Here is a 23,200-nt window from a genome sequence, read left to right on the forward strand (position 1 = left end):
AGCGAAGACTTTTCAGAGATGTTGAGAAAACCATAGAATCTTCTGAGGCAATGCTTGAAATTGCCTATTTATCAATTTTCTTAAACAGAATGACAAAATAAATATCCAAAACATACTCTAAGTGATAATACCGCCACAAACGTCTTGATAGATCTGGTTGGAATGAAAAATATTAACGCCACGCAGGCAGGTCTCGGACAAAAAAACACAAAAGTGCAGCGCCGCATGATCGATGCGGCTGCTTCGGGGCGGGGAGATGAAAATATTTCAACGCCATCCGAGGCTGCTAAAATTTTAGAGATTTTATACAAAGGTCAGTTTGTGAATAAAACGGTATCTGAGGATATACTTTCTATCCTGAAAAAAGGTCTTCGTACTGGAAGCCGCATAGCTACACCGATTCCGGAAAAAGTGCCGGTAGCTTACAAACCTGGTGCTTTAAGCGGTGTTTCCACCGAATGGGCTATCGTTTATCTGGCTGAGCGTCCCTATGCGGTGGCATTTATGGAAACGTACAAGGTCGCCGGAGAATCAGAGCATGTGATGGAATCTGTTTCTAAAATCCTGTATCATTATTTCTGGCGGCTGGGCAACGGGACCAAATATGGGACTTACACAGATCCGTCATTGATTAAATAGCCTTTCTTAATTTCTGTTCTTATGTTCAAAAGTAGTTTTTTTCTGTTATTGATTTGTTGCCTGACTTCTACGAAATATGTCTTTTCTCAGACCAGGCCGGGTACTTTATCCGGTAAAATTATTTGTGTCGACGCGGGCCATGGAGGAACGGCGTTAACGGACAGTTATCGGGTTGGTCCGGGTGGTGAGCGTGAGGAATGGATTAATCTGAGGGTAGCAAAAATCCTGCAAAAGAAACTTTTGGAAAAAGGCGCCAGGGTGATCATGACGAGAATCTCGGATGATACGGTGGCGCTATGGAGAAGGGCCAAAATGGCCGTGGATAACAGGGCTGACCTGTTTGTTTCCATTCATCACAATGCCACGGCAGATCCAAAGGTTAATTTTCCGATCGTTTATTTTCACGGAAACATTTCAGAGAATCAGGCGGGTGCTGCGCTGGGAAAGGAACTGGCCACGACGATTACGAAGTACCTGTTCGCAGGAAACAGTCCGGTTTCAGTTGTTTCTGATTTTACGATATTTCCAAAAGCCGGTGCCCAGGTTTTACGGGGGACGTATGGTATTCCGGCGGTTTTGGCGGAAGCTGCATTTTTTTCCAATGCCGCGGAAGAGCAAAAGTTAAAACAGGAAGATTATAACGAGAAAGAGGCACAAGCCTACGCAGAGGCGCTGGAAGCTTTTTTTAGTAAATCAATTCCAAACATTATTCCTAAAAATAGCCTTGTTTCCGTGCCGCCATTCCTTGCTTTTCAGGAAGCAGAAAGGATGAATGAAACGGCGCGCCGATGGTTTCAGGACTTTTTGGCCGGGCAGGCTTTAATGAAAAACTCAGACACAACGTCCATTCGTCAGGCTTATGATCTATTCACGCGCTCGGCACGCTCCTTTCCTGATTCCTATGTCGCCGCTGAATGCCATGCAAACCGTGCGGTTTTGTTAAGAATGATGGGAAAAACGGATGAAGCGGAGCTGGAAGCGCTTCGGGTAAAAGAATTTTACGTGAAGTTTGGGGTGAAGCACTAATTACTCCACCACCGCCGACACACAAATGTAAGTCGGGATAATTCCCGTACTTCTGATCCGTACTTCTGCGTCAATCGCCTGGGTATTACCGGTCAGCACCAGGACGGTATCCAGGCCAAATTTATTCCCGCCTAAAATATCGGTTTGCAAGGTATCGCCTACCATCAGGATATCTCTTTTACTCACATTCGGATAATTTTTGATGTGTTGGTAAGCAAAGATGAACATCTGTGGATCGGGTTTCCCGAACCGGATAAACTGTCGGCCGATGGTATCTTCAATCATTTTGGCCAAAGCTCCGACAGCGATCGAAAGTCTGGTTTTGGATGCTGGATAAGTTTTGTCCGTATTAGCAACAATCACGGGAATATTGCGTTTTCGCAGCAGATTAAGTGTTTTTGTTAAATCCGTGTTCCAGTCATAACCCTCATCGTCCAGAAATACCAGGGCGTTTACATTATCGACATCGCTCAAATCCAGCTCACGAATGGATAATGTTTTAATATCTTCAGTTCCGATGTAATGCGCGGAATTCTCAGTTCCCAGGTAAGCAACAATACCGCTTCTTACTTTCAAATCGAGATATTCGCGGGCCAGCATCCCTGACGAAATAATCCGGTCCGGTGCAACATCATCTATGCCCAGTTTTACATAGGATTCGGCAAGCTGCTCCGGGCTGCGCGAAGCATCGTTGGTGACAACATAAAAATCCTTTCCTGTATCTTTCAGATACCTAAAAGTGTTTTCGATTCCCGGAATCAGCCCGTTGTAAGTTTTAAGAACGCCAAATGCATCAAAGAATATCACTTCGTACTTTGACAGCACGGATTTGAAGTTGTCTAAAATCATAAATTGGCGTCTTAGGTTTTAATGTTTATCTGAACTTTGTTTTTTCTTAACTCCCTTAGGTTCTGGTGTTATATTCAGAACTTTTAGAATTTTGTCGGCATCAAAAGTTTCGATGGACGGAAAATAGAGCTCGTAGGCTTCACGCTGCAATTTGGTGGAGTATGTCCTATGAAAAAAGTATTTTCCGTATTTAATTACGTAATTTAAAATGAAAAAACGATAGGCCTCTTTCATAAACCGTACCTCGTTTTCCGAAAGCGGGTATATTTTATGATATTCTTCAAGAAAGATCATAAAACGATCCTCCATCAGCGGCGTGATCAGGTAGCTGAAAACCGTGCGGTCGCCGACGTTTGAAACCACCCGGCTGAAAAAGTAAAAGTCGAGGATACGGGAGGAAACCCGGAACCAGTCGTAATCCCAGCGGGAGAATAAATGCTGGTCGTCCGTGACAGAGAAATTTCCAATGTTCCAGTCTACGAAAACGGGCATCATATCAAAGGAGATCACATTCAGTTTCTGAACATTTTTCAGGAAAATCTCACACTGCTCCCGTAAAAAATCGACGTGCATTCTGTGCTCATACTGTCCGGCTTCCGTATCCAGAATGTCCAGTAAATGCTGAATATCAGTTCTCAGCTTTTTAGAGGATTTGGGCGTTGATTTTCCAACCCGGTAGCAAGCCTGGTGAAATTTGGCCATTTCCCGCCCGAATTTACGGATATTCTCCTCATTCAGCCGTCTGGGCAAACGGTGCATGGCACGGATCGGGTTGTAAAAAACTACCCAGGTATCCAGAAAATCTTCCTTATAGCGATAGGTATAAACCTGGTTATTCTTTAAAAGCGACTTGGCGACAACATTTTCAAAGGGATAGAGCAGATTGTTGGAAACGGCTTGAATAATCCGGTGATCTTCTTTGAAATGTTCATATTTCCCAAAATAGGAAAGCTTGGCAATAACAATATCGTCGTTGTCAAGGGTAACTTTGAAAACGTGGTTTGTAGAAACTTTTGCACTTATATCTTCCACTTGTTTAATGGAAGTGGAGTCATCAAATCCCGCCCAGGCTTTTTCAATGATGGCTGGATAGTTTTTTATACGCATGAAATTACTCACTATGGTTAGTTTGTTGTGGATAATCGGGTACTTTTTAGTGATAAAGTGTTGCAAAGTTAACAACTTCACGGATAGAATTCGCGCCGGTGTTTCCCTGACATGTTCCCGTTTGTTGACAAAGTATTGAATATCAGTAAAAAAGGGAATTGAAATTTTACGTTACTTCTTTCAAAACGAATTTAGCATTAGTTTTGTCTTGAAACTTACCTTTTTATACTTTGTATTTTTTCTATTTTTCACGATTCCTGATCCGGTTGGCGTTTCCTATTTTTCTCCGCCGCCTTCTTGTGGTAAACTTCAAACAAGTACCAAATAAGGGACCTTTGCTTTTAGCATCCAATCATCCGGATTCTTTTTTTGATGCGCTGGTTATTGGTGCTACACTCACACAGCCCATTTTTACACTTGCCCGCGGCGATGCGTTTAAAAAACCTGCTGTGGCCTTTTGGCTGCGTCAGATCAATCTGATCCCTGTTTTTAGAGGATCTGAGGGAAGGCAGGCTGTTAAAAATATCGATATAACGATGAAGGAGAGCCTGGATGCCATGGGCAATGGCGATGCTGTTATCGTTTTCTCGGAAGGTGTGTGTGTAAATGAATGGAAGCTGCGTCCGCTGGGAAAAGGTACGGCACGGATGGCGCATCAGGCCTGGTTTGGAGAAAGGAATCTGAAGGAAATGCAGGTGATTCCCGTTGGCATGAATTACGAGCACTACCGTGGCACAGGAAAACGGGTTGCAATCCGTTTTGGAGATGCCATTTATTACGACGATATTAAGACGAGCCCTGATGATTACGAAAAATGGTTGCGGGAATTTAACGATATTCTTTATGCAAAAATGAACCAGGAAATATTAACGATTCCTGAAGATGCTAGTAGGGAGGAACGTTCAGTCGCTTTCGATGATTTTTTTGGAGCAGATTCGATACCTCCGAAAGGGAATTTTTTGCTTAGCGGATTTGGTTGGCTGGGTCGTTTGATTCACCGCCCTATTTATCAGGCATTTCATAAAAAAGTAGCCAAGATAACGGCCAGATCGGTTTTCTACGATTCTGCATTATTTGGACTGCTGCTTTATTTATACCCCGTCATTGTACTTGTGATTTCCGCCATTGTCGGAATATTTGCCGGTTTCAAAGCTGCGGTTGCGGTTTTTGCTGCTTTACCAATTTTGGCTTATCTGGGAAATCGGTACCGCTGATTTTATTTTTCGCCACGAATGGATGACATTCGTGGCGAAAAATATCTTGTAACTGAATTAGTTTTTTACCCGGTTCAGCCCCATCATTTTCAACATCCAGTCCGGTAGCGGTTTCTGGTGCTTTCTTTTCTGGATATCCAGGAACCAGCCTATTTTTTTCAGAATGGGTAGTTTATGTGTTTCCACCATTTCTATCAGAGTCCCGTCCGGGTCCTCCACGTAGGCAAAACGTCCGGCAGCTGCTTCCATACCGAAAGATGACTCACTATCAACGGTAAACTGATAACCTTTGGACTGCATTTTGGTTTTCAATGTAGCCAGATCCAGCGCATCAAAACATAAGTGGATATAACCGCAGTCGCCCCAGAACCGGTTTTCGAAAAGTTTTTTTGGGGTACGGTCCAGCGCCTGGATAAGCTCAATCTGAATATTTCCCAAAAGCTTGCTGAATGCACCTTCCGGGGTGAAGTTTTTTCTGAGCAAAACACGACGGAAACGTTGTCCGGCGATAGAAGTCGGCAGATCCTCAAAAACACCTGTTTTATCATAAACCACTTCCAGGTTCTGGATAAGGGTCTGATAAAACAAAATGGATTTCTGGACATCGGTTACCCCTACAACCACCCCTGCGACGCCACCGACCGGCTTGCCCGTGTTCTGGAACCAGGAAGTGTCGCTGGTGATCTGGAAAATATTGCCGTATGGATCATTTCCCCAGAAACCCTCGCCTTCCGGCAATGAAACCAGAGGCCCCACAGCTTCTTTGGATTGTGCCTTAACCCAGGCATGTGCTTTTTTCACGTCCGGTGCTTTGAAACGGATCGCGTTTATCCCCAAATCGCCTAATTCCAGTTTAAAATTAGCAGGCTGAGAAACACGGCTGGTAAAAGACCAGATTTCAAGACCGCCGCCGCCGGCCAGGTTCAATGCCAATGCTGCATGCCTTTGATGCACGGCGCCTCCGGTATAAGGGGTCATTAACGGAGCTTCGGCCTTGTCATCGAAAACGGGAACATCAAATCCGAGAATCCGGCGATACCATTGCCAGGCTTCTGGAACGTTTTGGACACCAAGACCCACTTGTTGTATTCCGGAAATAAGTGCAGCACTCATGAGGGCATTATATTTTTAATATGTAAGACAAAAGTTTCAATCATAAGGCCGGACTTGCATGTTCCTGCCGCCTAACAAACCGCAATTTTACAAAATAAAAAAGTAAGTAGGCATTAGAAGACTAATAATTGATTGCTGATACGCAACTGTTTGCGGTATTTCCACCGTAGCTGCTCTTGTATTTGTAATCTTTTTGATCGTAAACGGTATACATTGATTTTAAAAAATGACGTTTTCAAATGTAGGGGAACTAACTGCGCGGGTAGCTGTTTTCTGAATAATGACCTTAACTCCTGACAAATATGATTTCACTGGTCTTCGTATTTTTAATCAATATTTTCACACTGTCGTCGCAGGATTCCGGAACTTCGCCGGAAAAGGTTCAGCCCGCGCTGGCGGCGGAAAATAAAAACAGGTTTATCGTTTTTTCAGGCTCGGACTGGTGTAAAGGTTGTATACAGTTCAGGAAAAAAGTTTTGAGTGATCCGTCATTTGAATCTTTTGCCAGGGAAAATCTTGAAATTGTCGTGGCGGATTTCCCGCAGCGGACGAAACTTTCCAAAGATATTGTTGCGCAAAATGAAGCGCTGGCGGAAAAATATAATCCCAAAGGTGTCTTTCCTAATCTGGTCCTTATTTCTGCCGACGGCAATCATTTTGAAATTGTAAAATACAATAACCAGACGCCGCAGGAATTTGTAAGCGAATTGAAAACCCGTTTACAGCATTTAAATGGATGAGTTTCGGCTGGTTGAAAAGTTAATGGGTTCTGCCTTTGAATTAATCATCAGAGACACGGATAAAACGCGGGCAGAAATGTTGCTGCGCGATGGCCACAATGAAATAAAGAGGCTGGAAAGTCTGCTGACAGAATTCGATCCCTTGTCCTGTACCTCACAGTTGAACGCCAACGCCGGGATCAGATCCGTTCAGGTGGATGTGGAAGTTTACCAACTCATCCAGCGCTGCATTAGCCTGTCGAATCTCACACAAGGCGCTTTTGATATTACTGTGGGGTCTCTCAAAAAATTATACAATTTTAAGAATGAAGATTTTATATTTCCCGAAAAGAGCGCAGTGAAAAATGCGCTTTCGAGTGTCGGTTTCCGACATATTACGCTGTTGGATGATAACCATGTTTTTTTGGAAAAGAAAGGTATGCACATCAGTTTTGCGGCTGTCGGGAAAGGTTATGCGGCGGATCAGGTAAAAAAAATGTGGCAGGAAAAAGCTGTCAGCCACGGTGTCATCAATGCCAGCGGCGACTTAACTGTAATGGGACAAAAATCAGATGCCAGGCGCTGGCAGATCGGTATCGCCAATCCTGACGAGGCCAGCGAAGTGTTGTGTTATTTGCCCCTTGAAAATGCCTCCGTTGCCACTTCGGGTGATTATGAACAATTTTTTATGCGCGGCGGAATCCGTTACGCACACACCATGGATCCCCGGACCGGAAAGCCGGTAAGCGGCATTAAAAGTGTCTCGGTGATCAGTCCGGGTGCGGAGCTTTGTGACGCGCTGGCAACTGCAGTCTTTGTCATGGGTATTGAGGTCGGTATTCATTTTATTAACCAGCTCCCGCAGACGCATTGTCTGATTATTAATGATAAAAATGAAGTGTTTCACTCACGAAACCTTAACTTTAAACATGCGGAGAACTAAAATGTACTATTTGTTTGCCGGATTGATCCTGATGCTTGGCGGATTCAGCTGCCAGGCTGTGAAACCTTACCAACGCGTTTTTATCAATGATCCTGAAATGCAAATGGGCAGCAATGCAGGGAAAAAATTTGAGGATTACGTGGAAAATATCCGGGAAGGCGCCACGCAGGCCGCCGGGACGAAATCAAGTGGTGGATGCGGATGTAATTAGCCTGTTTTATGAAAAAAAGATTTTTACTTGCCGGATTACTCAGTGCATTTTTACTAAAAGCAAAAGCCCAGACTTCCGATAGCACCTACCAGAAAAGTACGTTGTCAAAAACGGAAGTTGAGCTTGTATACAGTCATTACATTCAGGATGGGCATAACTCTGCGGTGACGGGCGGGATCGGGACAGAAAAATTAACCGTTTATTCTCCCTCGGTTCGTATTGGCCATACTTTTAAAGAATATAATACGATCCGTTTTGTCGGTGGGGTTGACATTATCAGTTCCGCGTCAGTGGATAAGATCGATTTTATCGTGTCTTCGGCTTCCAAACGCGATGCCCGTTCTTATGGTAATCTCAACTATCAGCGTCAGTTGAAAAAGAAGGACATCAGGTTGGGCATTGGTTCGGGTTTTTCGATTGAGTCGGATTACATGTCAATACCTTTTTTTGCGTCGGCGGAATATACAAATCCGGCTAAAACGAGGACGTATTCATTCGATTTTCAGGCTTACTTTGACGATTTGCGCTGGGGGCGGCTCGATCCTGACTATTACAAACCGGTCAGATTGATTTATCCCGTTGAGCTCCGAAACAAGCAGTGGTTTGATAATTACCGGCGGGAATCTTACAATTTTAAATTTGGATTTACACAGGTCATCAACCCAAGGCTCGTGCTCGGGATTTTTCCCGAATTTGCCTACCAGCAAGGGTTATTGGCGACTCCTTTTCACCGGGTTTATTTTAACAATGATTCCCTGAAAGTGGAAAATTTGCCCGGCGACCGGTATAAAGTTCCCGTGGGTGTCAGGCTTAATTATTTCATGGGAAGCCGTACAATACTGAAACTGAACTACGGGTTTTATTGGGACAGTTTTAATATCCAGGGGAACAGCATCGAACTGGAAGCGGCCATTAAAACGTCACCACAATGGACGATATCACCTTTTTTTAGATTTTATAACCAGTCAGGTTCAGCCTATTTCAGGCCTTACAAGGAACATTTGATTTCTGAAAAATATTATACTTCCGACTACGACCTGGCTTCTTTTCAGAGTTATAAGGCCGGGATTAATTTAAGATATCTGCCGTCGGCGTATCTGACGAAAAGAATTTCCTTCGATGAGTTAAATCTGCGGTACGGTTTTTTCCATCGATCGAATGGTCTGAATGCCCATATGCTCACACTGGCAACCAAATTTGTACGGGAAAAAAGGTAATTTGGAATGATCCGGATCATTGCATTGGAAAACTGATTGTTATGCTAATCATCTCCATTTGTTAATAAAACCCAATAATACTTGCTCCAAGTAATATTTTCCAAAATAATATATTAAATTAGTTAATTATTCACGCATCCAATATGGCCTCATCATCGTATATTTGATGAGCATTGTATTTTTTATTGAATTGATTAGAATGACTCAGTCCGTAGTTTTAGCACCCATTACCGAAACTTTACCAGCGTTTATTAGTTCAGCACTGTATTCGAACGTGTTTGTTATTGCGGATTCCAATACCCGCAAGTATTGTTATCCATTAATAAAGCCCTTGTTACCGAAACATAAATTAGTAACGGTGCCGAGTGGCGAAAAACACAAGGTAATGGCTACTTGTGAAACGATTTGGGAAAGCATGACGGCGGCGGAATTGGACAGACATGCTTTGGTGATCAACATTGGCGGTGGCGTGATAGGGGATATGGGCGGTTTTTGTGCGGCAGTGTACAAGCGCGGGATAGATTTTATTCAGATTCCAACGACGTTACTGTCACAGGTTGATGCGAGTGTAGGAGGTAAATTAGGAATTGATTTTCACGGTTTTAAGAATCATATCGGTGTTTTTGATATTCCAAACAGTGTATTGATTGACCCGTTTTTTCTGAAAACTTTACCTGAAAGGGAGATCCGTTCGGGATTTGCAGAAATTATAAAACATTGCCTGATTGCGGACGGAGAAAAATGGAAAGTGATCAGTCATAATGATTTTGAAGAGCAAAACTGGGCTGACCTGATTGCACATTCGGTGAAGATCAAACAAAATATCGTTGATCAGGACCCTACGGAAAAGGGATTGAGAAAGATCCTGAACTTCGGGCACACATTGGGGCATGCCGTTGAAACGTATTTTTTAGGAAAATCGGAGAAGGAAAGATTATTCCATGGGGAAGCGATCGCAGTGGGGATGATCATGGAGAGTTACCTTTCATTTAAAAGGAATCTCATAGACCGGAAGACATTGATTGACATTGAGGAGTTTATCTTCGCCACCTATGGCAGAGTACTCATAAAACCTGAGGATGTGGAGCCAATCATTGCGCTGACCCGTCAAGATAAAAAGAACAGAGGAAGCGAAGTGCGTTTTTCTCTTTTGGAAGGGGCCGGGAAATGCGGTTATGATATGCCAGTGCCGGTTTCAGAAATGCGTAAAGCAGTAGCTTATTATATGGGGTAGTTCCTGGGTAGACGGACGGCATAAGCTATTGATGAGTGGGTTTTCAAAATTAGAGTAACTATATCTATTTATAACCTGACAAAATTAAATACCTATGCTGAAGTCTATTAAAACTTATGCCGCTTTATTAGTGATATTGATATTAGCGGGTTGCTCGAGTGGTCGTAAAGTATTTGTGGAACATGACTACAGTTATGAAACAAATTTCAAAGATTATTCCTCTTATACGTTTTTGGAATGTGAGCGTGATACAAATAATCTTTGTACAGAAATTTACGAGGCAATCCGTCGTCAGATGCAGGTGAGAGGCTATAAGCTTACCGCTGAAAAACCAACGCTATTAGTAAATTATGGTATTTTCTATGATAACCTGCGTTATCAGGGATATATGCAGCCCGTAATCAAAAACTGGGTGGATACGGAGAACGATGGTTTCAGATATGAGCCGATCAAATACGCGCTCGATAAGGGTACGTTAATCGTTTCTCTGATTGATGCGGAAAGTGATCAGGTGGTGTGGAGAGGGTATGCTTCGGGGATTTTCAAGGGTGTTGAAAACTCAAATAATCATTACCGGAGTGTCGTGAGAAGGATTTTTGATCAATATCCGCTTTTTGCAAAAGGATATGATCCAAGAAGATATTCAGAACAGGTAGGACGATAGCGTGCCCCAAACAGAAGAAAAGCGTTCAGGAAGATTTTCTCCGTGAACGCTTTTTATTTTTATTGTAATTTCAAAGTTGCCAGTGTCAAAATCGCCAGAATGATGCCAACAATCCAGAAGCGGGTCACGATTTTTGCTTCGTGTATACCTTTTTTCTGATAATGGTGATGAAGCGGCGACATGAGCAGTATTCGTCTTCCCTCACCGAATTTCTTTTTGGTATACTTAAAATAGCTGACTTGCGTAATCACCGAGACGAGCTCAGAAAGAAACACACCGCACAAAACCGGAATCATTAGTTCTTTACGGATTGCCAGTGCCACGACGGCGATCACGCCGCCAAGCATCAAACTTCCCGTATCCCCCATGAAAACCTGGGCAGGATAGGCATTATACCAGAGAAACCCGACGCAGGCTCCGACAAAAGCAGCACAGAAAATTACCAGCTCTCCCGAATTGGGAATGTACATGATGTTCAGATACTGAGAGAATTTCGTATTACCGGACAGGTAGGCAAGCACGCCCAGCGCCAGGGCGATGATGCCGGAAATCCCTGCTGCCAAACCATCAATACCATCGGTGATATTGGCACCGTTGGAAACGGCTGTGATGATAAAAATAGCAATGATCGTATAAATAACCCAGGTGTATTCCTCGGGTAGCCAGCCAAAAAGCAGCGTTCGGTAATCAAATTCGTTGTTTTTGAAGAATGGAAGTGTTGTTACGGTCGGGTGTACCAAATCCTTATATCGCTGCACCTCTCCCAGGGAAGAGCTTAAAAGCGGCTGATCGTATATCCGGATTTTGACGTGATCGTTGAAAGAAAGTGTTAAGCCTACAATAAGTCCTAACCCCACCTGGCCGACAATTTTAAACCGCCCGTGAAGGCCTTCCTTGTTATTTTTGAATTTTTTAAGATAATCGTCAATAAACCCGATCATCCCGGTCCACACAGCCGTAATCAGCAGCAGGATGATATAAACGTTCGATAATTTGGCGAACAGCAATACCGGAATCAGCAGGGATGCGAGAATGATAAACCCACCCATGGTTGGTGTGCCCGCTTTTTCCATTTGACCTTCCAAACCCAGATCACGGATCGACTCACCCACCTGCTGTCTGCGCAGAAAGTTGATAATCCATTTTCCATAGGTGGCTGCAATAAATAAAGACAATACCGTAGCACCGAGTGCGCGGAAGGAAATGTATTGGAATACGCCCGCTCCGGGTATGTTGAATTGCTTGTCTAGGTAGTCGAATAGATAATAAAGCATGTAAAATCGTAATTAGCGCTTGCAAAGTTGACGTTTTCTGGCAGACTACACAACGTGTCCTGAATTTTTATTCTTTCTGAGAATGAAAACTAAAAAATGCCTCTCTCAACACCTGCCTGTCATCAAAGTCATGTTTTACGCCGCGAATCTCCTGATAGGTCTCATGGCCTTTACCTGCAATCAGGATAATATCTTCCGGATTGGCCTCAGCAACCGCTTTGAAAATGGCTTCGTGACGATCCGGGATCACGGTCGTGTTTTTATATTTTAAAGGCGGAACACCTTTAAGCATCTGATCCAGAATATCCTGGGGTTCTTCATAACGTGGATTGTCGGAAGTCAGGATGACCCGAGTACTTAAATTGCAGGCAATTTCGGCCATTTTAGGCCTTTTTGCAGCGTCACGATTTCCTCCGCATCCTACAATGGTGATGACCTGCTCATTGCCATGACGTAAATGTGCAATGGTTTGCAAGACATTTTCCAGAGCGTCCGGCGTATGGGCGTAATCAACAATACCCACGATGTTATCAGCCGAATGAATTTGCTCAAACCGGCCCGGAGGGCTGTTCAGATTGGATAATGCCGTTAAAATTTCTTCAGGAGACTCTCCAAGTGCCACGGCCGCTCCGTACACAGAAAGCAGATTATAACCATTAAACCGTCCGATGACACGGAACCAGACCTCCTGGTTATTGATTTCCATGTGCATGCCGGTCAACGTATCCGAAAGTATTTTTCCGTTATAGGTTGCCAGCGTTTGCAGTGAATAGGTTTCTATGCGTGCTTTTGTATTTTGAACCATCACCGAACCGCGGCGGTCATCAATATTGACAAGTGCAAAAGCGCCTTTCGGTAATTGATCGAAAAAACCTTTTTTCGCAGCAATATAATTATCAAATGTTTTATGGAAATCGAGGTGATCGTGGGTGATATTGGTGAAAATTCCGCCTGCAAAATGCAAGCCGGTAATACGATGCTGAGCGACGGCATGAGAGCTTACCTCCATAAATACATGCGAACAGCCCCTTTTATGCATTAATGCCAGGAGCTCGTTCAAAGCAACGGCGTCAGGCGTGGTATGCGTAGATGGAATAACTTCGTCTTCAATCTGATTTTGAACCGTCGACAGCAGCCCGCAGCGATAACCCAGAGCCCTGAAAAGCTGAAAAAGAAAGGTTGCAACCGACGTTTTTCCGTTGGTGCCCGTTACGCCCACCAGTGTCAGTTTTTTAGAGGGATGATCATAAAACGAAGCAGCGATAAAACCCATCGCCAGCGCCGAATCCGCAACCTGGATATAGGTAATTCCTTCTCTAGGCTGAGCAGGGAGATCTTCACACAAAATGGCCAGTGCACCAAGGTCAGCAGCTGTTTCGATAAACTGGTGTCCGTCAACCTGCGTGCCTCTGAGTGCAACAAACAAACTTCCCGGCAAAACGCGCCTGGAATCTATAATTATTTTATTAACAAGGACATCGCTGGATCCGTGAACTGTTACGCCTGCGATTCCAGCGATTAAACTATGAATTGGTTTTTGAATGCTTTCCATTGATGGATTTACTGTAATGTTAACAGGATCGTTTTAAGTCCGCTTTTATTGGTGCCTGGCGGAAGCGATTGTTCCACCACCTTGCCCGAACCTTTGAATGTCACTTTGAAGCCTTTATTTTCCAGGATAAACAAAGCATCGCGCATCGCCATGCCCTGCAGATCCGGAACATCTTTGGATTCGATGTTACGCGGTTTCCAGTTCGTTTTGCCTTTAAGTAAGATAGAACCGGCCGAATATTCATTTTCTTCCGTCACTGGCGTTAATTTTAATTCTTCGCTGATAATTTTCAGATCGGAAGTTCTGCCCGCCCATTTTACAATTTTTTCTGCCCCGCGGCTGGTATCTTTTAATATTTTCTGAATGCTCTGATCATAGGCATAAATGCGGTCGGCCACTTCCTTGAATACGGGGGCCGCTACACTTCCGGCGTAAAGCTGATAGTTTTCTTTGGCTCCACGTGGCGTGTCGATAATGACGATACAGCTGTATTTAGGCTTATTAGCAGGGAAATAGCCGGCAAATGAGGTATAATATTTCCCAGCTGTGTGGATCCCGTTGATCAGCTTTTGGGCAGTTCCGGTTTTTCCGGCGATTTTGTAAAGATCAGTTTTGATATTTCTGGCAGAGCCATGGTCCACAACACCTTCCAGCATTATTTTAATCTTACGTAATGTTTCAGGCGAACAGATCGGTTTTTCTGAAACGTAAGGCAGGATTTTGTCTTCCAGGTTTTCAGCGCTGCGCACCTCTCTGACTACCATGGGTCGCACCCAATACCCGTCGTTGGCAACGGCATTGTAAAAAGTGAGTGTTTGTAGCGGCGTCATGCGCATTTCATATCCGTACGACATGAAGGTAAGAGAATAATTGTTCCATTGCTTCGAGGACCGGTCTTTGATGTAAGGCGGATTTTCACCTTTCATGTGAATTCCCGTCGGCTCAGTCAGGTGAAACTGCTTAAGATACTGGAGATATTTATCAGGTTTTGAGAAAAAATAGCGCTGCATCAGCAAATGCACGCCAATGTTGGATGATTTTTCAAATACCTGAGCGGCTGTCAGTACCCCATGTCCGCCTCTTTTTGAGTCGTTGATGGAAAGCCCGCGAAAGCGAACCGAGCCTGTTCCGGTATTAACCGTCACCTGATTCGGGTTCATTTTTGTTTCTTCCAGCAACGCCATCATGGTTGGCAACTTGAAAGTGGAGCCAGGATCTGTACTTCCGGCGAGTGCGTAGTTGAAAACTTCCTCGTACTTGTCGTCCGGACGTTTGGTGAGGTTTGCCATTGCACGAATTTCCCCCGTAGCGACTTCCATAACGATCACACAGCCGAAATCTGCCTGCGCTTCCGTCAGTTTCCTTCTTAAGGCAATTTCGGCCATGTCCTGAAAGTTCATGTCCAGCGTTGTATAAATATCTTTGCCGGCTTCCGGCTGAATATTCAGGGCGTCTCCCACCGGGATTTTTATGCCACCCTCAACCTGTTCCACCAGATTGACGCCTTCTTTTCCTTCGAGATCTTTGTCAAAACTCGCTTCAATACCGATGTATCCGCGACCGCTTTTCGGGTCTGTGCCACCTATTGTCCGGTCAGCCATCGGGCTAAAAGGTTTGTAACGTTTATAGATCATTTCAAACTTTCCTCCCCCGCCCTTTTTCTCTTTGCTAAAAAATGGCCATTCCTTAACCTTCTCGCGTTCCAGATACCCGATTTCCTTGCTTTTCAGGCGCAGATATCTTTTATTTTTGCTGACCCGGTATCTGACCAGTTTGTTTCTATAACCTTCAAAAGTGTTTTCTCCGAAGTTTTTTACCAACAAACTGGCAAGCTGGTCTACATTGTTATAGAAGTAAGCCGAATCGGCAACTTTCGTGTCAAATCCCACATAGTAATAAGGGAGCGAAGTGGCCAGCAAACTCCCGTCGCTCGAAAAAATGCTGCCGCGCATGGCCTGGATGGTATCAAGCTTCAAGTCATTTTTGACGGCATATTCCGACCAGGTTTTGCCTTTGTGGGTAGCGTAATATTGCACATGGAGGAGTTTCCCAAAAACCATGACTGCAAAAATGAAAAGCAACAGCGCAACGACACGTGCCCGGTATATCAGTGCTTTCTTATTATTTTGGCCGCTTTCTATGTCAGTCTTCATGCCTGTGTGATGTCATTAAATAGATATGAAGTGTTTAATCTCCTTTGATAATAATCTTTTTGGTTGGATTGAGATTTTCTTCCAATCCGTCGGGTTTAACCTTTTCAATGATGACAGACTGTTTTCCGCTTTTCATATATTCGGCTTGAATCGATGTGTATTCAGCCCTGAGGTCATCCACTTCTTTTTTTAGTTTGATGCTGTTTCTGACATATTCTTCCGACTGAAATCCGATTCGTTCATAAATTACCAAAAGCAGGACAATCCAGCCGAAATAATAAAAATACTTTACCGGAACCCTTTCTTCCCGACCAGGAACATTATCGCCAAAGATGGTGTCCAACGGCAGAAAGCGGTTCAGCCAGTTGAAAAGGTTAAATTGCCGTCTTGGTTTGGGTGCTTTTTCCGAAGCAGGTTTTGGTCGTCTTCTATTTTCAGCCATGTTTTTTATAACAGTTCAATGTCATTAAAAATCATTGATTAATGCGTCGGTTTTACCAAAATTCAATTGTTCAAATAGCGGTAAAAATTTTCGTTTTTATAGGTTGAAATACATCAAATCGTAAAATGTGTCACCCCTCCGGGGTTCAAATTGCTGCTTCGTCAACCGATACTACAATATCGTTCATCCGTTCGGGATTATCGAGCCCCGGCGTCATTCTGGCTTTGACTTTTTGATATTGAAATAATTGCATAGGTGTGTTTTCTACAAAAATCCTTTCTTAGATTCTAACCAATCGCAATCCCGAAGGGATGAAAGTATTATAGAAAATTTATCCTGGCTTATCCCCCTGCAAAACCCGGAACGGGTGACAGAACATAGGCCAGAATCCCTTTTTAAGCCAATACTTTTAACGTGCGTTACAAAAACCGGGCCTATTCCGGCTTCTCGGCAATCCGCAATTTCGCGCTTCTTGCACGTGGATTGCGTTTCACCTCCTCTGCCGTCGCCTCAACCGGCTTTCGGGTAATGCTTTTCAATGGTTTGATTTCATTACCGTAAAAATCCTTTTCAACTTCTCCATCGAATTTCCCTTTTTGGATAAAGTTTTTGACCGGTCGATCTTCCAGCGAGTGGTAGGACATAACGACCAGCCTTCCACCCGGATTCAAAACTTCCGGCACCTGCATCAAAAATTCTTCAAGTACCTTCATTTCGTCATTAACCTCAATGCGTAAAGCCTGGAATACCTGAGCGAAATATTTATTTTCACGGTGTTTCGGGGCGTAGCGCATCAAAATTCCTTTCAGGTCGTTAACTGTTTCAATCGGGGAATTATGTCTTGCAGAAAATATCGCTTCTGCCGCTGTACGCGCGTTTGTTACTTCACCATATCTTCCCAGAATCGATTGCAATTCTGCGGCTGAGCGAACATTTAAAACTTCACGCGCCGTTTTTTCATTGTTCGGATTCATCCGCATATCCAGATCTGCCTCAAAACGGGTTGAAAAACCACGTTCCGGTGTATTGATCTGGTGCGATGAAACACCAAGGTCTGCCAGGATGCCGTCTACTTTTTCTGCTTTATGCAGTTTAAGATAACGCTTGATATGCCGGAAATTAGCAGCAATGAAGGTAAACCTCGGATCGTCCTTCCACTGTTCTGCATTGGCTATTGCGTCGGGGTCCTGGTCAAAAACCAAAAGACGGCCGGTTGTTAATTTTTCTAAAATCGCCCGTGAATGTCCTCCTCCGCCAAAGGTAACATCTACATAGATGCCGTCAGGCCGGATATTCAGGCCGTCCAGACATTCGGACAGCATTACAGGTTCATGATATGTACTAGGAAGATCCATTTATTAAAAGCAACGTAGATAGGAACTATTTCTTGCCATCAGGCCGTTACAAACTTAGCAATTTTCAATGGTACCAATGGCGCCTGGGCTGGGATTTAATTTTTTTGTGATCCCTGTGATTCTATATCAATAAATTGAATATGAGAGCAATAAAATTAATATTTGGATTATTTGCCGCTGTAAGTATATGGGGATGTCAGTCATCAGCCGAAACGGTACTGAAACCGGGAACCTGGCGGGGGACTTTCGCGCGTGACGGACAGTTACTTCCGATTATTCTTGATGTTTCTAAAAACCCTGATGGTAAGACCTATACCGTCTATTCGGTCAATGGCAGCGAGCGCCTGAAAATGGATACTGCCTATTTTGAAAAGGATTCACTCCATATCCCGATGCAGCTTTTTGATTCCGAAATAACCGCTTCGGTCAATGGTGATAAGTTGACGGGCGTGTATAAAAGGCTGGATGGGATTAAAGTGTTGGGTTTTTTGCCTTTTCAGGCGACTTTTGGTGATTCCCATCGTTTTTTCAGAGAAGATGCTGAGGCAGGTGTGAAAAATGTCACAGGCAAATACGCTACTATTTTTAAAAATGAAGTGACCGGCGATTCTTCAGTTGCGGTAGGCAATTTTACGCAAAGGGGAAATATTGTGGAAGGTTCATTCCTGACTCCGACGAGCGATTATCGTTTTCTTTCCGGCAATGTGAAGGGCGATAGTTTATACCTGTCAACTTTTGACGGCTCAAATGCTTATCTGATTAAGGCTGCCATTTTGAAGGATGGTACGCTGAAAGGTGCTTTTTGGTCGGGTATTAGGGGGTATAAAACCTTTACTTCTGTGTTAAATGAAAATGCGAAATTACCGGATGCCACCAAGCTGACTTATTTAAAACCGGGTTCAGAAACGGTGGATTTTACTTTTCCTGATGCAAACGGAAAACCGCTTTCGCTAAAAGATCCGCGGTTTAAAGATAAAGCGGTAATTATCCAGATCATGGGGTCCTGGTGTCCGAATTGTATGGACGAAACCAATTTTTTGGTCCCCTGGTATAAGAAAAATAAGTCGAGGGGTGTTGAAATTGTAGGTCTGGCTTTTGAACATTCGAATGATCTGGCCGTTTCTGCGCCGAAGCTGAAAAGAATGGTGAGCCGGTTGGGTATTGATTATCCGGTTTTATTGGCCGGTACAAATACAAATGTGGCCACGGCCAAAGCTTTGCCCATGTTAAACAAGGTGATGTCCTATCCGACGACTATTTTTATTGATAAAAAAGGCAAAGTGCGGGAGATACATACCGGTTTTTCAGGCCCGGGAACCGGGAAATATTACGATGAATTTGTTACGGATTTCAATCAGCTGATGGATAAACTGCTCAGCGAAAAATAAATCAAACCAGCGCGTCGGAGTTCAAAAATTTCCGGCGCGTTTTTTTATAGAACTAAATTAGTATGCTTGCATAATATTAATTTGATTTCTTACATTTGTACACAGTACTTTGCTGATACCGTACCAAATTCAAAGATGCGCAAGGAAAAGACAATTGATTTCCAGATTAAGTGGGCGTGGCATTCTATTTCGAGGATGTACAATGCTTATGCGGCTCGCTTTGATACCACCATGGCGGTTGGTTATGTGTTGTTAAATATTGATATAGAGCACGGTACGCCGGCAACCAAAATTGCGCCGCTGCTTGGCATGGAACCCCGGAGCCTGGTGCGGATGCTTAAAAACCTGGAAGAAAAAGGCTTGATCCGTCGGGAGGTGGACGAAAGTGACAAGCGTTTTGTAAGAATTGTGCTGACGGATCTGGGGAAGGAAAAAAGGGAGTTATCCCGTGAAGGGGTATTATCTTTCAATACAATGATCCGGGACAAAATTCCGCTGGATAAGCTTGTCGTGTTTTTTGACGTGATCAAGGACATCAACCGGCTGGTAGAGGAAGAAAACCAGAAGTTGAAAGCCGGGGAAATTGAAGATGAATTTTGATAAATAATGCCTCTCAAAGGCGTTCCAATAAGTACAACGAACCAAAACCTTTAAATAATGAATCGTTCTATTCGTAAAGTAGCCGTTCTGGGCTCGGGTATTATGGGGTCACGGATTGCGTGCCATTTTGCCAATATTGGTGTAGAGGTGTTGCTTCTGGATATTGTTCCAAAAGAAACCAGCGATGCGGAGAAAGCAAAAGGACTTAATACGGATCATCCTGCTGTCCGTAACCGGATCGTAAATGATTCATTTCAGCAAACGTTAAAGGCAACGCCAGCCGCACTCTATAGTCCGGCCTTTGCTTCGAGGATCAAACTCGGCAATTTTGACGATAACCTGAAAGATATTAAAGACTACGATTGGGTAATCGAGGTGGTTGTGGAGCGTCTTGATATCAAGAAAAGTTTATACGAAAAGGTGGATGCGCTCCGGAAACCGGGCACGTTAATTACCTCGAATACTTCCGGAATTCCGATTCATTTGATGGCAGAAGGCCGCAGTGAAGATTTTAGAAAGAATTTCTGCGGAACGCACTTTTTTAACCCGCCGCGTTACCTGCGTTTGTTGGAAATTATTCCGACAGCGGATACGGACAAGTCGGTTGTTGATTTTCTGATGCACTATGGCGATCTTTTTTTGGGTAAAACGACGGTGCTTTGTAAAGACACGCCTGGTTTTATTGCCAACCGTCTCGGTATTTTCGCGCTGATCCAGACCATTCGTGTGGCAGAGGAAATGAATTTATCGGTTGATGAGGTGGATAAGCTGACCGGTCCTGTGGTCGGCAGACCGAAGTCGGGTACCTATCGCTTGTCTGATGTGGTGGGGCTGGATACCACGGTTCATGTTGCCAATAATTTGTATGCGTCAGGCGAAGGAACGGATGAATCCCGCGACGCTTTCAAATTGCCTGTTATCATGCAAAAACTGTATGATAACAAATGGCTTGGCGACAAAACGGGACAGGGTTTTTATAAAAAGATAAAAGACGAAAAGGGCAAGTCGGTTATTCTCGCGCTCGATTTCCAGACTTTGGAATACAAACCTTCCGAAAAAGTAAAATTTGCAACGCTGGAAGGAACCAAGGCGATTGGCGATGTTGCCAAACGTTTCAGTGTGCTTTTGGCCGGAAAGGATAAGGCGGGCGAGTTTTACAGAAGGACTTTTGCGGATTGTTTCAAGTATGCAACGTTCAGAATTCCGGAAATTTCGGACGAGATATTCAGGATTGATCAGGCTATTTGCGCCGGTTTTGGCTGGCAGATGGGCTTGTTTGAAACCTGGGATGCTGTCGGCGTAAAAGCAATGCTTGCGATTATGGAAGAACTGAATGCAAAACCGGCACCCTGGGTTTATGAAATGCTGGAAGCCGGTCATGAGTCATTCTATAAAGTGGAGCAGGGCAAAAAGCGGTATTATGATATTGCGTCAAAAACGTATAAAGTGATTCCGGGTCAGGATAGCTTCATCATTTTGAGCAACCTGACGAACAATATCGTCTGGAAAAATGCAGGTGCAAATCTTTATGACATCGGGGACGGAATTCTGAATCTTGAATTCAAGTCCAAGATGAATACCATGGGTTCAGAAGTGATCGAAGGGATTCAGAAAGGGATAAGTCTGGCCGAAAAAGACTACCGCGGACTGGTTATCGGAAATGAATCCAGTGAAGCATTTTCAGCGGGAGCCAATCTGGCGATGCTGTTTATGTTTGCCATTGAGCAGGAATTTGACGAGATCAATATGGTCATCGCACAATTCCAGCAGACGATGATGCGTGCCCGTTATTCATCCATTCCGGTCGTTACTGCACCGCACACGCTGGCGTTGGGTGGTGGTTGTGAGCTTAACCTTCATGCTGATAAGGTGGTAGCGCATGCCGAAACCTATATTGGTCTGGTGGAATTTGGCGTGGGAATTATTCCTGCGGGCGGCGGTACCAAGGAAATGGCGCTGCGGTGCTCGGATATGTACCAGGCCGGAGATACGGAATTGAATATCCTTCAAACCGCTTTCATGAACATTGCCCAGGCAAAAGTTTCTACTTCTGCACATGATGCCCGTGCGATGAATTACTTGCAGGAAAAAGACCAGATTGTGCTGAACCGAAGCCGCCTGATTGCGGAGGCAAAGCAGGCAGCGATCGATCTTGCTGACAATGGTTATACACAGCCTAAGCAAAGAAATGATATTAAAGTGCAGGGAAAGGCGGGTATGGCTTTGTTTATGACCGGTATTGCGCAGATGAAACTCGCGAATTTTATCAGCGAACACGATGCTAAGATTGCCAACAAGCTGGCCTATGTTATCAATGGCGGAGATTTGAGTTATCCACAAAATGTCACGGAACAATACCTGCTCGACCTGGAAAGAGAGGCTTTCTTATCACTTTGCGGCGAAAAGAAAACCCTTGAAAGAATGCAGGGATTGCTGAACGGTGGAAAACCACCGAGAAACTAAGTCAGGATAACCAGCGTGTCGGACTGCCTGTTTTGTCAAAAAGCGTGTTTGAGATCTGACCGATATGTAAATTTTTATCGTTTGCAAAAGAGAGGTCCTGCAAAATAAGCCGGACCTCTTCTGCTGTGACTTTACGGTATTTTGGGTTCATGGTGCCGCCGAATTCACCGGCTATGGCTTGTGGATTCCACTGATACTGGGGATCAACGATGCTGCCTCTTGGTGCCATAATGGGCGGCGGTGTAGCGCTTCCCCGAAAATCAACCTGAGTGGGATGATCGAGACCTAGGCTATGTCCGAATTCGTGCGCTGCTGTGGTTGAAACACCAAGATTGTCCGTTGTGAGCCAATGCCCGACGTTATCACCCAAACCAAAACCCATGAAAGACCGGGTAATGTGGTTTTCGTTTTCGATACGTATGTAGTTGTTCCGGAAATTCTGGTTGATCGCAGCTCTCAGCATCGCCTCGGCCGTTGAGATAAGCTTGTAGCTGATGTTGAATACGACTTTCATCAGTTTTCCTTCAAACTCAACCATTGCCTGAGGTTCGTTGTACATCCGGTTTATTTCGTCCGTGATAAGGCCGCCGATTTCGTCCGTTGCCTCTGAGCCGTACAGGTATAGTTTGGATACAATTTCAATCTGATTTTTATCTGGCTGGAGGTTTGCAATAGCGGCCATCGGATGTGTGTATTTAATGTTAAGTAGCTGTTGGCAATTCGCTATATGCGATTAGCTCAGTAACCGGATGATTAATAGCTTTTTATAAAAATCAATAATATAAACTAATTTTTCACTACGACTTATAATGAATTTAATATTTGTATTTATTACAAATTAGTTTTAAAAGTCTATAAATTAGTAGAGTAAGTATAATATTTTATAAAATTGTACTTTATTAACCAAACGATTGTTTTCAGACATTCTGATATACAGCCGGATAATGAATAGAAAACCAATATTAATTGTTATAACACCAAGCAAATCAGGTGAGTACAGCGATCAGATGGGGGTTGTGGTGTAAATGAGTCCTGTG

20 protein-coding genes and 1 pseudogene are annotated in these 23,200 nt (G+C 43.9%); 12 read left to right on the plus strand and 9 right to left on the minus strand.

From position 1 onward, the window contains the following. Positions 1-126: 126 nt before the first annotated feature. Both RB622_RS09760 and RB622_RS09765 read left to right on the plus strand, forming a co-directional pair. Positions 127-639 (plus strand): annotated as a pseudogene (locus RB622_RS09760) (serine hydrolase); the annotation flags it as partial. A gap of 21 nt (positions 640-660) precedes the next feature. Then, positions 661-1,665 (plus strand): N-acetylmuramoyl-L-alanine amidase, encoded by a 1,005-nt coding sequence (locus RB622_RS09765; protein WP_308046365.1) that lies wholly within the window; start codon positions 661-663, stop codon positions 1,663-1,665. On the opposite strand, the gene RB622_RS09770 is transcribed toward RB622_RS09765, so the two are convergent. Beyond that, positions 1,666-2,514 carry a TIGR01459 family HAD-type hydrolase gene (locus RB622_RS09770; protein ID WP_308046366.1) on the minus strand — a complete coding sequence of 283 codons (849 nt, stop codon included), beginning with the start codon at positions 2,512-2,514 and terminating at the stop codon, positions 1,666-1,668. Between the two features lie 18 nt (positions 2,515-2,532). Further along, the gene (locus tag RB622_RS09775; protein ID WP_308046367.1) at positions 2,533-3,621 is read right to left on the minus strand and encodes a hypothetical protein; all 1,089 of its coding nucleotides are present in this window, start codon (positions 3,619-3,621) and stop codon (positions 2,533-2,535) included. Positions 3,622-3,887: 266 nt separating this feature from the next. Between RB622_RS09775 and RB622_RS09780 the strand changes: the two genes are divergently transcribed. After that, the gene (locus RB622_RS09780; protein WP_308046544.1) at positions 3,888-4,835 is read left to right on the plus strand and encodes a 1-acyl-sn-glycerol-3-phosphate acyltransferase; all 948 of its coding nucleotides are present in this window, start codon (positions 3,888-3,890) and stop codon (positions 4,833-4,835) included. Positions 4,836-4,892: 57 nt separating this feature from the next. Here the strand turns inward: RB622_RS09780 and RB622_RS09785 are convergent, their stop codons facing one another. After that, entirely contained in the window at positions 4,893-5,948 is a 1,056-nt protein-coding gene (locus tag RB622_RS09785; protein WP_308046368.1) for a VOC family protein, read from the minus strand. A gap of 302 nt (positions 5,949-6,250) precedes the next feature. Between RB622_RS09785 and RB622_RS09790 the strand changes: the two genes are divergently transcribed. The 6 genes from RB622_RS09790 to RB622_RS09815 all read left to right on the plus strand — a co-directional run bounded on the left by RB622_RS09790 (position 6,251) and on the right by RB622_RS09815 (position 10,936). Continuing rightward, positions 6,251-6,688, plus strand: coding sequence for a thioredoxin family protein (locus RB622_RS09790; RefSeq protein WP_308046369.1), 438 nt, complete (start codon positions 6,251-6,253; stop codon positions 6,686-6,688). Further along, positions 6,681-7,610: an FAD:protein FMN transferase gene (locus RB622_RS09795; RefSeq protein WP_308046370.1), complete on the plus strand. Its 930-nt coding sequence runs from the start codon at positions 6,681-6,683 to the stop codon at positions 7,608-7,610. Before RB622_RS09790 ends, RB622_RS09795 begins: the two co-directional genes overlap by 8 nt. Beyond that, complete coding sequence (locus RB622_RS09800; RefSeq protein ID WP_308046371.1) at positions 7,597-7,821, plus strand: DUF4266 domain-containing protein; 225 nt, start codon at positions 7,597-7,599, stop codon at positions 7,819-7,821. Before RB622_RS09795 ends, RB622_RS09800 begins: the two co-directional genes overlap by 14 nt. Before the next feature lie 8 nt (positions 7,822-7,829). Beyond that, a complete protein-coding gene (locus RB622_RS09805; protein WP_308046372.1) occupies positions 7,830-9,038 on the plus strand; it encodes a DUF3570 domain-containing protein in 1,209 nt (402 codons plus the stop codon). A gap of 199 nt (positions 9,039-9,237) precedes the next feature. Next, complete coding sequence (gene aroB / locus RB622_RS09810; RefSeq protein ID WP_308046373.1) at positions 9,238-10,272, plus strand: 3-dehydroquinate synthase; 1,035 nt, start codon at positions 9,238-9,240, stop codon at positions 10,270-10,272. 88 nt (positions 10,273-10,360) lie between these two features. After that, positions 10,361-10,936, plus strand: a complete 576-nt coding sequence (locus tag RB622_RS09815) for a DUF4136 domain-containing protein (protein WP_308046545.1) — start codon at positions 10,361-10,363, stop codon at positions 10,934-10,936. Positions 10,937-10,995: 59 nt separating this feature from the next. Here RB622_RS09815 and mraY read toward each other — a convergent pair whose 3' ends face one another. From mraY to rsmH, 5 genes are all read right to left on the minus strand, one after another. Then, positions 10,996-12,210: a phospho-N-acetylmuramoyl-pentapeptide-transferase gene (gene mraY, locus RB622_RS09820; protein WP_308046374.1), complete on the minus strand. Its 1,215-nt coding sequence runs from the start codon at positions 12,208-12,210 to the stop codon at positions 10,996-10,998. A gap of 67 nt (positions 12,211-12,277) precedes the next feature. Further along, complete coding sequence (locus RB622_RS09825; protein WP_308046375.1) at positions 12,278-13,762, minus strand: UDP-N-acetylmuramoyl-L-alanyl-D-glutamate--2,6-diaminopimelate ligase; 1,485 nt, start codon at positions 13,760-13,762, stop codon at positions 12,278-12,280. Between the two features lie 8 nt (positions 13,763-13,770). Further along, positions 13,771-15,915 (minus strand): penicillin-binding transpeptidase domain-containing protein, encoded by a 2,145-nt coding sequence (locus RB622_RS09830; protein ID WP_308046376.1) that lies wholly within the window; start codon positions 15,913-15,915, stop codon positions 13,771-13,773. A gap of 34 nt (positions 15,916-15,949) precedes the next feature. Beyond that, complete coding sequence (locus RB622_RS09835) at positions 15,950-16,357, minus strand: FtsL-like putative cell division protein (protein WP_308046377.1); 408 nt, start codon at positions 16,355-16,357, stop codon at positions 15,950-15,952. A gap of 434 nt (positions 16,358-16,791) precedes the next feature. Beyond that, on the minus strand, positions 16,792-17,712 hold the full coding sequence (gene rsmH, locus RB622_RS09840) for a 16S rRNA (cytosine(1402)-N(4))-methyltransferase RsmH (RefSeq protein WP_308046378.1): 921 nt from the start codon (positions 17,710-17,712) through the stop codon (positions 16,792-16,794). Positions 17,713-17,852: 140 nt separating this feature from the next. On the opposite strand from rsmH, the gene RB622_RS09845 reads away from it, so the two are divergent. The 3 genes from RB622_RS09845 (at position 17,853) to RB622_RS09855 (ending at position 22,163) form a co-directional block, all read left to right on the plus strand. After that, complete coding sequence (locus RB622_RS09845; RefSeq protein ID WP_308046379.1) at positions 17,853-19,100, plus strand: TlpA disulfide reductase family protein; 1,248 nt, start codon at positions 17,853-17,855, stop codon at positions 19,098-19,100. 135 nt (positions 19,101-19,235) lie between these two features. Further along, a complete protein-coding gene (locus RB622_RS09850) occupies positions 19,236-19,700 on the plus strand; it encodes a MarR family winged helix-turn-helix transcriptional regulator (RefSeq protein ID WP_254561543.1) in 465 nt (154 codons plus the stop codon). Positions 19,701-19,757: 57 nt separating this feature from the next. Beyond that, complete coding sequence (locus RB622_RS09855; RefSeq protein WP_308046380.1) at positions 19,758-22,163, plus strand: 3-hydroxyacyl-CoA dehydrogenase NAD-binding domain-containing protein; 2,406 nt, start codon at positions 19,758-19,760, stop codon at positions 22,161-22,163. Between the two features lies 1 nt (position 22,164). Here the strand turns inward: RB622_RS09855 and RB622_RS09860 are convergent, their stop codons facing one another. Further along, positions 22,165-22,845: a hypothetical protein gene (locus RB622_RS09860; protein ID WP_308046381.1), complete on the minus strand. Its 681-nt coding sequence runs from the start codon at positions 22,843-22,845 to the stop codon at positions 22,165-22,167. Positions 22,846-23,200 lie beyond the last annotated feature (355 nt).

This window comes from Dyadobacter sp. LHD-138 (assembly GCF_030929615.1).
GTDB lineage: Bacteria > Bacteroidota > Bacteroidia > Cytophagales > Spirosomataceae > Dyadobacter.